This is a genomic window from Actinosynnema sp. NPDC002837 (genome assembly GCF_040295345.1).
Classification (GTDB): domain Bacteria; phylum Actinomycetota; class Actinomycetes; order Mycobacteriales; family Pseudonocardiaceae; genus Actinosynnema.
This window is the reverse complement of record NZ_JBEOVG010000101.1, coordinates 20,533-31,099: the sequence shown is the minus strand read 5'-3', so window position 1 is coordinate 31,099 and position 10,567 is coordinate 20,533. Positions and strand designations below refer to the sequence as shown.

Here is a 10,567-nt window from a genome sequence, read left to right as displayed (position 1 = left end):
CAAGCCACACCCACGGCAGATGACTGAAAGCCACACCCGACACCCCTGGGCCTCCGGACCCTACGACTGGCCCGAACCGACCCAGGAAAGAAGGTAGGGATGGCTGACGGCGTGGCGGGTCGTCGCGGTGGTGCCGGTGAGCGGCGGTGCCGGGTGCGATGCCGCGCTGTCAGGTACCGTCACTCAGCGTGCTCGGGGAGGCTCGCCGTGGACCGGGTGATCTCCAGGTCCGCCGGTCACGGGTTTGACCTTGACACGGTGACAAGGTGTCCACTGGGCGCAGGAGGTGGTCCCGATTCCTACGACAAGTGGAACCCCGCAGCACGCCCGGGTGGCCGCCGCCCTGAGCGCCGACGACTCGTCGGTCCGGCTCCAGGCGGCCCTGGCGGTCGGCTCGAACCCCGACCCCGCTCACTTGGAGGCGCTGGTCGAGCGGTGCGCGGTCGAGCCGGACTTCTTCGTGCGGGACATGCTGTCCTGGGCGTTGACCCGCCTGCCGCCGGAGCTCACCCTGCCCCGGATCCGCCGGGAACTCGACTCCGAGCGGACCCGGGCCCGCAGCCAGGCGTTGCACACGCTCTCCAAGATCGGCGACAAGAGCGCGTGGGCGTGGATCACGCGCGACATGCTGCGCGACGCCGACGACGAGGTCGCGCGGACCGCGTGGCGCGTCGCGGTCGCCCTCGTGCCGGAGGACGGGAAGGCCGACCTGGTCGACGAGCTGGTCACGCAGCTCGGTCGCGGTGACCGCGACGTGCGGCTGAGCCTGAGCCGGGCCCTGGTCGACCTCGGCGACGTGATCACGCCCGCCCTGGGGGAGGCGGCGACGAGCCCCGACCCGGCGGTGGCCGCGCACGCCCGTGCCACCGAGCTGCTCCGGCAGGACCCGGACGCCGGTTTCGACGCGGCCGTCGAGGAGGCGAAGCGGGTCGTGTCGCTCGGTCCGGAACGAGCTGCTGGAGCGGGTGTCGAGCCGGAAGGGCCGGCCGAGCCGGGGGAGTCGGCCGGTGCCATGGAGGCCGTGGCGGTGGAGGCCGGGGCGGTGGAGGCCGGGGCGGTGGAGGCCGGGGCCGTCGAGTCGATCGAGGCCCCGGAGGTTCCGGAGAGCACGGCTTGCTGATCGGCGACGTGGCCCGGCATTCCGGGGTGAGCACCCGGATGCTCCGGCACTACGACGCCCTCGGCTTGGTGCGACCGAGCGGCCGCACGGTCGGCGGCTACCGCGAGTACTCCGCCGAGGACATCCGCCGGATCTTCCACGTGGAGGGCCTGCGGTCCCTCGGGCTCACGCTCAAGCAGATCAGGCGTGCGCTCGACGACCCGGCGTTCACGCCGACCGCCCTGGTCGGCGACCTCATCCGGTGGACGGAAGAACGCCTGGAGCGCGACCAGGAGCTGCTCGAACGGCTCCGCGCGATCGACGCGTCGGCGCCCGCGGGCTGGCAGGGCGTCCTGCGCGTCGTCGAGCTCATGCAGGGTCTCGACTCGACCAGCGCCGCGCGCCGGCAGCAGGCCGTCCTGGCCCGGCCGGACGGTGCGCCCGTGCCCGCGGAGCTGCTGGCCGGTGCGGTCCTGACCGAAGCCGACGCCAACGTGGCGGGCGCCCTGCGCTGGGCGCTCGCCCGGTCGGGCGGCGACGGCATGGCGACGTTGGCCGCCGGGGCGCGCTCGGCGGACGTGGACGTCCGGCGGCGCGCGGTGCTGACGATCGCCGAGCTGCCGGAGGCGCCCGGTGCGACCGCGGTGCTCGCGGACGCGCTCGGCGACCCGGACGCGACGGTGCGCGGGCACGCAGCCCTGGCACTGGGCAGGCGTGGCGTGACGGCGGCCGTGCCGACCCTCGTCGGCATGGTGGTCGAGGGCGTCAACGACGTCGACGCGGCGGAGGTCCTGGGAACGCTGTCCCGGGACGCGGGGTGCGCGGACCGGATCATGACCGCGCTGGTCGACGAGCTGGCCGCGCCCACCGCGGACTCCGCGATCCGGATCCGCCTGACCCAGGCGCTGGTCGAGCTGTCGGGCACCGGCGCGCGGGAAGTCCTGCGCCGACTGGCCCACGACGACGACCGCGCGGTCGCCCTCGTCGCCACGGCGTTCGTCGGCGTTCTCGAAGGGCGGTCCGCCGAAGCCGGCGACGACGATTGACCGGGCCCGTTCAGTCGCGGACACCGTTCATTCCGCGCGGGAACGGTGCGCCGACCCCCGGGTGGGACTCGATCAGCCGAAATAACCGTCGAACATGATCCGGCTGATTTCCGTGGTGGTTTCCAGGCCCACGTTGTAGCCGTCCTGGACCACCTGCGTGTTGTTCATGATGGCCAGGGTGTAGCGCTCGTCCGGGCCGACGAAGCCGACCGAGTTCATCAGCCACGAACCGTCGTCGTTGTCGTCGGACCAGCCGTTCTTGTTGCCCGGTCGGGCGGCGGCTCCGGCTCCCCAGACACCCCACTGCTGGTTCACGTCGACCGAGCGCATCTCGTTGACGATGTAGTCGCGGTGGGCGGCGGGGAGCTTCGTCAGCACGTAGTTGATCAGCCGGTCGAGGTCGTCGGCCGTGGTGAGGATCCAGCCCCAGTGGTGCGGGTGCTGGTCGGTGAACCGCATGTCGGTCATCCCGTAGGACGGGAAGCGGGCCGCGAACTCCTGCTCGCCGCCGTAACGGGTCCACAGCGTGTGCGCCGCGTTGTCGTCGCTGGAGTTCAGCATGCGGTGCATCAGGTCGCGGTCCTCCGCCGTCAGGCGGACGGCGCCGGAGTCGTTGCGCAGCAGCAGGTCGACGACCATCGCGAGCTTGGGCGTGGAACAGGCCCAGACGAGCGTGTCCGAGTGGACGTTGCGCCAGACGGCGCCGGTCTTCCGGTCCCGCACGACGATTCCGGCGAAACCGGGACGGCTTTCCGCGTAGGCGCTCGCCCGGCGGATCCTGTTCAGCAGCGTCCAGTCGAAGTGGGTCTTGGTGGCGACCGGGCGGGCGCGAGCCGTGATGTCGGCGGCGGCGGGAGGCGCGGCACTGGCCGCCGGAGCGGCCAACGGCGTGAAGCCGGCAGCCACGACCAGCGCGGTCGCGATCATTCGTTGGTTCATCGCCCTCATGTCGACGGAAGGTAGCAGGGGTGCCGGGCGTGCTGCCTGGGAAGGCGGGTGACCATCGTCATGATCACAAAACAAGACCGAGGACAACCTTCTTGCCCCCCGCCGGACGTCGTCGCCGAAAAGGACGTTCTTCAGCGCGCGAGCCGTTGTCGCGATGTCCACCCCTTTCCACCGGATGGTCAGCGCGACAGCGGTGCCCGTACCCGGAAGTCCGCGACGGCGGCGGTCAGGAACAGCGCGGTGACGGCGGCCAGGGCGAGCATCAGGCCGTCCGGCGGCAGGAGGTCCAGCGCGGCGCTGCCGATCAGCGGGCCGACGAGGCTGCCCAGCGCCCACAGCACGGTGGCGCCCGCGTTGGCGTCGACGAGTCCGTCATCGGTGAAGTCCTGGCCGATGCGCACCAACCCGAGCGTGTAGACGCCACCCGCCGCGGCGCCCAGCACCACCAGCGCCGGCCACATCAGCACCGACACCTCCAGCAGCAGGGGCATGCCCAGCGCCAGCAGCAGCACGACCACCGCGCACCCGACGTGCAGCCGGCGGCGGTCGACGTGGTCGGCCCACCAGCCCAACGGCACCTGGAGCAGCGCGTCGCCCGCGAACACCGCGCCCACCATGAGGACGGCGATCGCCTCGGTGTGCCCGTGCGCCAAGCCGTAGAGCGGCAGCAGCGCCAGCACCGCGCTGTCGAAGAACGAGAACATCAGCACCGCGAGCGCGATGGTCGGCGCCGACCGCGCGAACGTCAGGGACGCGGCCGGCCGGCCTGCCTTGAACCCGTCGATCCGGCACGAGCTGGCGGCCAGCAGGGCGATCCCGGGCACGTGCGTCAGCACGGCGACCAGCAGCGACCACTGGGCGGCCGAGCCGAACAGGGCCAGCAACCCGGGGCCGGACACCTGGCACAGCGTGAACACCGAGGTGTAGACGGCGATCCAGCGCCCGCGCGTGGCCTCCGGGGTGATGGCGTTGATCCAGGTCTCGCCGAGCACCAGCAGCAGCCCGGCGAACACGCCGACGGCGAACCGGAGCACCAGCCACACCGGGACGCTGTCGGTCACCGCGAGCAGCCCGGTGGTCGCCGCCGAACCGAGCATCCCGAGGATCAGCAGCGGCTTGATCCGCCACCGCCACGTCAGCGGGCCGAGGCACAGCACGGCGGCGAGGATGCCGACGGCGGGCAGCGCGGCGGCCGTCCCGATCAACGCGCCCGACGCGCCGCCGCCGCTGAGCCGCAACGACACCAGCGGCACGGTCAGGCCGGTGACGAGGCCGACCACCGCGACCGTGCAGATCGCGGCGACCGGCTCCCAGCGCCTGCTCAGCACGGACTGCCCCGCCGCGCGACCAGGTGCTGGTGGATGTCGCGCTGCGGCAGGGTCGCGCCCGGCACCCGGACGCCGTCCACGTACAGACAGGACGCCGCCGGCCCGCGCCCGCCGTAGGGGAGGTACCCCTTCTCCGTCAGGTGCAGGTCGGTGTCCCACAGGATCGAGTCCGCGTCGTGCCACGGCGAGTCGAGCAGTGACTTCACGTAAGGGCTGTCGCCGAACACCGAGACGTACATGGCGTTGGCGGCGTACCGCTGGTCCTCGAAGTACCGCCGCAGCTCCGCGTCGTCGTCGTAAGGCTGGAGGAAGAACACCGGTGCGAAGAACTCGCGGAAGTTGCCGCCCAGCGCCAGGTCCTTCTCGAACGCGGTGGGCCTGATCATCCCGCTGGCCGGGTTGACCTCGCCGCCGTAGAGCCAGAACGCGCGGTCGTCGCGGAACCGGCGGACCATCTTCACGGCGTGGTCGGGGTCGGTGTTCGGCCCCACCACGTTCTCCGGGTCGGAGTACGGGCCGACGCGGTGCTCCAGTTCCCGCAGCCGCGCCAACAGGGTCTCGCGGAACTCCGCCAGGCGGGCGCGGTGGACCAGGATCGAGTTGGGGCCGGCGCAGTCCTGCCCCTGGTTGTACAGCACCACCCGCAGCGCGCCGGCGACGGCGAGGTCGACGTCGGCCGTCTCGGTCACCACGAGCGGATTGTGGCCGGAACCGTTGAGGATGAACAAGGTCCGGCGCGGGAACGACCTGCGGACCTTCGCCGCGTTCTCGGGCGTGCCGGTGAACACCACCGCGTCCGTGCGGTGCGCCCGCCCCGCGACGAACTCCTCCTTGTCGTCGTAGGACACGTGCAGTTCCGGGAAGTGCGCGGGCAGGTCGAGCACGTCCGCCAACGCCCGGTAGTGCGGGTGCATGGCCGTCGGCGGGCGCAGCGCGGTGTCCTCGGCCATGAACGACGGCACGACGCCGAAGCACACCGTGGCGTACAGGGGCTGGTTCAACGGCAGGAACGTGGTCACCGCGTCCACTTTCCCGGTGAAGTGCTCCCGGTTGAGGTGCAGGTTCTCCAGCAGGTCGACCGATCGCTCGATCTCGTCGAGCGCCACGTTCGCGCACTGGTAGCCGGACAGGCTGTGCACGACCTCCGCAGAGCGCTCTCGCAGGGTCGTGGCGAAGGCGCGCGCTCGCTCCTGCACAGCGGGGAAGTCCACCAGGGCCGGGCGGACTGCGGATCGGGTCACTGCGAACCACCTTCGGAACGGTCGGACGGGGGAACGGGGAGGGACAGCGCGTCGCGGACCAGGGCGAGCGAGCGCCGGGCGCCGGTGATCCGCAGCCAGGTGGCCAGCCGCGGGCCGTGCGGCCGGCCGAGCAGGGCCAGGTACAGCGCCCGGTAGGCGTAGGGACGGCCTTCGAGCGCCTTGTGCAGCAGCACGCCGGGATCGGCGTGCGGCGCCGACTCCAGGGCGTCGGCGAGGCGGCGGAGCACGGTGGTCGCGGCGGTGTCGAGGACGACCGGCTCGGGAGCGGGTCGGGCGTGCAGGTGGAAACGCCACGCCCGCATCACCAGGTCCGGTTCCGGGCGGCGGTCCGGCGGGAAGACCCGCTCGACGAACGCCACCGCGCCGGCGTGGTCGACCGGCGCGCAAGCGGCCAGGACCCGCACCAGGGAGCCGAACCGCGGCCCCTGCGGCTCGGTCGTCGCGCCGATCCGGCGCAGCCGCAGCCGGGCGCCCGCCCCTCGGTGCGGTCGGCGGGCGAGACGCGCTTCGTCGTGCACCGCGTCGTTGACGCGCGGCACGGACGCCAGGTCGAACCGGCGTGGTCGGCGCGGCCTCCGGTAGAGCAGCATCCGCAGGCCCTCGCGGGTGAGGCAGTCGATCGCGTCGCCGAGGGCGAAGCCGTTGCCGACGGTCTTCGAGATCTTCCGGCCCCGTTCGTCGACGAACAGCCCGTACTCGAAGAGCACCGGCGGTTCGCGGCGCAGCCGGCGGAACACCTGCCGCACGACGCGCGCCGAGTCCGCCAGGTCCTGCCCGTGCATCTCGTAGGCGACGTCGCCGCTGAGCAGGCGCAGCGCCCAGTCGGCCTTCCACTGGAACTTGCAGTGGCCGCCGAGCGCCGACACGGTCACGGGCTCGCCGATCGGCTCGCCGACGTAGTACTCGTGCGGTTCGAGGCCGTGGTCCAACCCCGGCCGCTGGATGATCACGTCCTTCGGGATCTCGTAGGTGATCGTGCCCAGCCGGTGGTCGACGTCCAGCACGCGCGTGTGCTCGATCACCCGGCCGGTGATCGGGGACAACGGCATCACGATGCTGTAGGACTTGCGCCGCAGGGCTCCCACCGAACGGCCGACCAGGGCGTTGACCTCCGTGAAGTCCGCCAGGAAGGCGCGGATGGTCGAGTCGTGGCGACCCGAGCGGTAGAGGTCGGAGCTGCGCACGACCTCGCAGTCGACCTCCAGCAGGTCGAGCACCCGGCGCAGCCGGTCGACCATGCCCTCGGCGAGGCTGGCCGCCCGGCCCCACGGGTCCGGCACCTGGTGCAACGGCATGCCGAGGTGGGCCGCCAACGCGTCGCGGTCGGGGACGGTGTCCGGCACCTTGCGCAGGGCGTCCACGTCGTCGGCGACCACGACGAGCCGGGTGCTCCGCCCGGTCGTCTCCTCGAACGACCGCCGGACGAAGGACGTGCGGACGACCTCGCTCACCGTGCCGATGTGCGGGAGGCCCGAAGGGCCGAAGCCCGCGCCGAACACCACCGGCCCGGCGTCCTGCCCGCGTCGTTCGAGCAGCGCGGCTATCCGGCCTGACTCGACCGCGCACCAGTCGTGTGCCACGCGGTCCAGCCGAACTGACATGGTTCTCCCCCGGGGTGCGGACGCCGGACCCCCGCCCGGCCGTCACTTCTCGACCAGGGAAGTCTCGACAACGCCTCTGGACGAGGTCTGGACGGCGAATGGACACGGAGTCCTCACCGCAACGGCGACCACGTCGACGCCCGGGTCACGCCTGGCTGCGGGCGCTGCCCAACCCGGCTCGGGCGCGGTCCTGCTCGTCCTGGTCGCCGGTCTCGGTCGCGATCCGCAGGGCGTCGGCGTGCGCGACGAGGGCCTCGTCCGGCCGACCCGCCGCCCGCAGGGTCTCGCCGAGCCCGTTGAGGGCGCTCGCCTCCCCGTAGCGGTGGCCGATGTCGCGGAACGTCTCCAGTGCGGAGGTGTGGCAGCGGTGGGCCTGGGACCAGTCGCCGAGCCGCGTGTGCACGGCGCCCAGGTTGCTCAACGTCACCGCCACGCCGTAGCTGTGGTGCAGGCGCTGGAACAGCTCCCGGGCCTCGTCGAGGTGCCGGACGGCGTCCGGGTAGCGCCGCAGGCTCGCGCACACGTCGCCGAGGTTGGACAGCGCGCTGGCCTGGCCGCTCGCGTCGTCGAGCCGGCGGAACAGGTCGAGCGCGCGCTCCAGGCACTCGGCGGCGAGGGAGTGGTGACCGGGGCGGTTGTACGCGTTGCCCAGGTTGAGCAGCGCCGCCGCCTCCCCGTGGCGGTTGCCCAGCCGTCGGTGCACGGCCAGCGCCTCCTGCTGGAGCGACACCGCCTCGTCGTACTCGCCGAGCCGTTCCTGGACGATGCCGAGGTTCGACAACGCGCGCGGCACGCCGTGCTGCCCGCCGGTGCGCCGGTGCAGCGCGATCGCCTCCCGCAGGTGGCCGACCGCCTGGTCGTAGTCGCCGAGGATCCGGCGCAACGCGCCCAGGTTGGTCAGCGCCGCGGCGAGCAGGTCGTCCCGGCCCGCCCGGCGGGCGGCGCGCAACGCGCACCCGTAGACGGTCGACGCGTCCGCGTAGTGGCCGCTTTCCAGGTACCGGTACAGCGTGTTCGCCAGGTCGACCACGTAGCGCAGCCGGTCGTCGCGTTCGGCGGCACGGCACAGCGCGACGAGCGTGGACCGCTCGGCGTCCAGCCAGGCGCGTGCGGCGTCGGTGCCGGCGAACGCGGGCGGTGGCGTCACGGGGGAGTCGGGTCGGTGCGGGCGGTCGACCGGGTAGAGCAGGTCCATCGCCTCGGCCGCGGCGGCCAGGTGGTGGGCGAGCAGCCGGTCGACGGCGGCCGACCGCTCCGGCCCCGGGTCGTGCTCGTCCGCCAGCTCCTCGGCGTAGGCGCGCAGGAGGTCGTGGACGACGAACCGGTCGCCGGGCACGCGCCGCACGAGGCTGTTGCGCGCCAAGGCGTCCAGGGACAGGCGGGCCTCCAGCTGGTCGGTCCCGGTGAGCGCGGCGAGCGCGAACGGCGTCACGTCCGGACCGGGGTGCAGGCCCAGCCGCCGGAACGCCCGCGCCACCTCGGGCCGCAACTGCGCGTACGACCAGGAGAAGACGGTGCGCACGGCGGCGCGGGCGTCGTCACCCGTGTCGAGCACGCGCAGCCGTTGGCGCCGGTCGGCCAGCTCGCCGGTCAGCTCCGCCAGCGTGGACCCGGGCCGTGACGCGGCCAACTCGGCGGCGATGCGCAGCGCCAGCGGCAACCGACCGCACCGCCGCGCCAGGTCCGCCGCGGCTTCGGGTTCCCGGCGCACCCGCTCGCCGATCAGGGCGCGCAGCAGGGCCAGCGAGTCCGGCGTCGGCAGCTGGTCGACGTCGAGCCGGTGGGCGCCGTGCAGCGCGACCAGGCCCGCCAGGCTGCTGCGGCTGGTCACCACGACCAGGCAGCTCGGCGTGCCGGGCAGCAGCGACCGCACCTGCTCGACCGACGAGGCGTTGTCGAGCACGACCAGCACCCGCCGGTCCGCGAGTTCGGCGCGGTACCGCGCGGCCCGCTGGTCGGGGTCGACCGGCACGTCCGTGCCGGTGACGCCGAGGCCGTCGAGCAGGTGCGCCAGCGCGTCCTCCGCCGCCATCGGCGACCGCGGGTCGTAGCCGCGCAGGTCCACGTGCAGCTGCCCGTCGGGGAACTGCGAGCGGACCCGGTGGGCCCAGTGCAGCGCGAGTGCCGTCTTGCCGACGCCGGCGGCGCCGCACACGACGACGATGGGCACCCCGGTGCGCTCGGAGGTGAGCACCCGGCCGAGTTCGGCGAGTTCCGCCTGCCGGCCGGTGAAGCCGTGCACGTCCCCGGGCAGCTGGTTCACGCCGGAGGACGCGAGCGCGGGTTCCGCCGGTGCGGTGGCGTCGTCGCCGGAGGTCTCTTCGAGCGCGTTGAGGTAGGCGGCGGTCAGCTCGGGGCCGGGGCCGACGCCGAGTTCCTCCGTGAGACGCCGCCGCATCCCGTGGTAGGTGTCGAACGCGAGGTCCCGTTGGCCGGCCGCAGTGTACGCGCGGATGAGCAACGCGTGCATCGTCTCGTCGAGCCCGTGCGCCGCGACGTGCTCCACCAGCCCGGGCAGCACGTCGCGCGCCGCACCGACGGCGGTCATCAGCTCGGCGTGCCGGGCCAGCGCCGCCCGGCGTTCCCCCGCCAGCGCGACGACGCCGGGGTGTCCGTCGAGCAGCGGCACGTCGGCCAGCGGACGCCCGTGCCACAACCCCAGCGCCCGGGTCAGGAGGTCCGCGGCCCGGCGGGGTTCGTCGTGGGCCAGGGAACCGGCACGCGCGACCAGCGCGCGGAACCGGGAGGCGTCCACCGCGTCCGCGGGCAGGTCCAGCGCGTACCCGTCGCCCACGGTGGGGATGGTCGTGCTCGGCGAGCGCGCGCCGCGCTCGGGTTCGAGCAACCGCCGCAGGTGCTTGACGTGGGTGTGGATGACGTTGGCCGCGCTGGCCGGAGGACGTTCGCCCCACAGCGCGTCGACCAGTTCGGCCCGCGTCACCGGCTTGCCGGGCGCGAGGGCCAGCAACGCGAACACGGCCTTGCGGCCGGCGGGGCCGAGGGCGAGCGCGGTGCCGTCGCGCCAGGCCCTGATGGGGCCGAGCACCTGGACGGCCAGCACCCACCGCTCCCAACATGCCCACCGACACGAACCGTTACCTATCGTGGCACAGCGTGCAGAGCGGCTCCAACGGCCATCCAGCCGATTCCGGCCCACGAGGGACCGCGGTGGCCCGCGGGAGTGGCCGCGCGCAGGGACTCCCGCACCGCACCGTTCCCGTTGCGCGCACGGGTGTTCCGGTGGTGCCGCCTGTAGTCTGCGACGGTTGCGAACCGGCCCGCC

General features: G+C 73.4%; 6 protein-coding genes and 1 pseudogene. 2 read left to right on the top strand and 5 right to left on the bottom strand.

Annotation, left to right across the window (positions count from 1 at the left end):
- Positions 1 to 286: 286 nt before the first annotated feature.
- Both ABTZ99_RS38660 and ABTZ99_RS38655 read left to right on the top strand, forming a co-directional pair.
- Positions 287 to 967, top strand: a pseudogene (locus ABTZ99_RS38660) (HEAT repeat domain-containing protein); the annotation flags it as partial.
- Between the two features lie 146 nt (positions 968 to 1,113).
- Entirely contained in the window at positions 1,114 to 2,145 is a 1,032-nt protein-coding gene (locus tag ABTZ99_RS38655) for a MerR family transcriptional regulator (RefSeq protein ID WP_498786143.1), read from the top strand.
- Between the two features lie 72 nt (positions 2,146 to 2,217).
- Here the strand turns inward: ABTZ99_RS38655 and ABTZ99_RS38650 are convergent, their stop codons facing one another.
- The 5 genes from ABTZ99_RS38650 to ABTZ99_RS38630 form a co-directional block, all read right to left on the bottom strand.
- Positions 2,218 to 3,255, bottom strand: a complete 1,038-nt coding sequence (locus ABTZ99_RS38650) for a serine hydrolase (RefSeq protein ID WP_499618030.1) — start codon at positions 3,253 to 3,255, stop codon at positions 2,218 to 2,220.
- Positions 3,256 to 3,272: 17 nt separating this feature from the next.
- Positions 3,273 to 4,421, bottom strand: a complete 1,149-nt coding sequence (locus ABTZ99_RS38645) for an MFS transporter (RefSeq protein ID WP_499618029.1) — start codon at positions 4,419 to 4,421, stop codon at positions 3,273 to 3,275.
- Positions 4,415 to 5,662, bottom strand: a complete 1,248-nt coding sequence (locus ABTZ99_RS38640; protein WP_499618028.1) for an aldehyde dehydrogenase family protein — start codon at positions 5,660 to 5,662, stop codon at positions 4,415 to 4,417. Before ABTZ99_RS38640 ends, ABTZ99_RS38645 begins: the two co-directional genes overlap by 7 nt.
- On the bottom strand, positions 5,659 to 7,284 hold the full coding sequence (locus tag ABTZ99_RS38635; protein WP_499618027.1) for a hypothetical protein: 1,626 nt from the start codon (positions 7,282 to 7,284) through the stop codon (positions 5,659 to 5,661). The genes ABTZ99_RS38640 and ABTZ99_RS38635 overlap by 4 nt, the downstream gene beginning before the upstream one ends.
- A 145-nt stretch (positions 7,285 to 7,429) precedes the next feature.
- Complete coding sequence (locus ABTZ99_RS38630; RefSeq protein WP_499618026.1) at positions 7,430 to 10,345, bottom strand: AfsR/SARP family transcriptional regulator; 2,916 nt, start codon at positions 10,343 to 10,345, stop codon at positions 7,430 to 7,432.
- Positions 10,346 to 10,567: the final 222 nt, after the last annotated feature.

Bases quoted from the DNA above. Each gene is read 5' to 3' on its own strand.
- ABTZ99_RS38635 (WP_499618027.1), bottom strand. From the start codon at position 7,284: ATGTCAGTTCGGCTGGACCGCGTGGCACACGACTGGTGCGCGGTCGAG.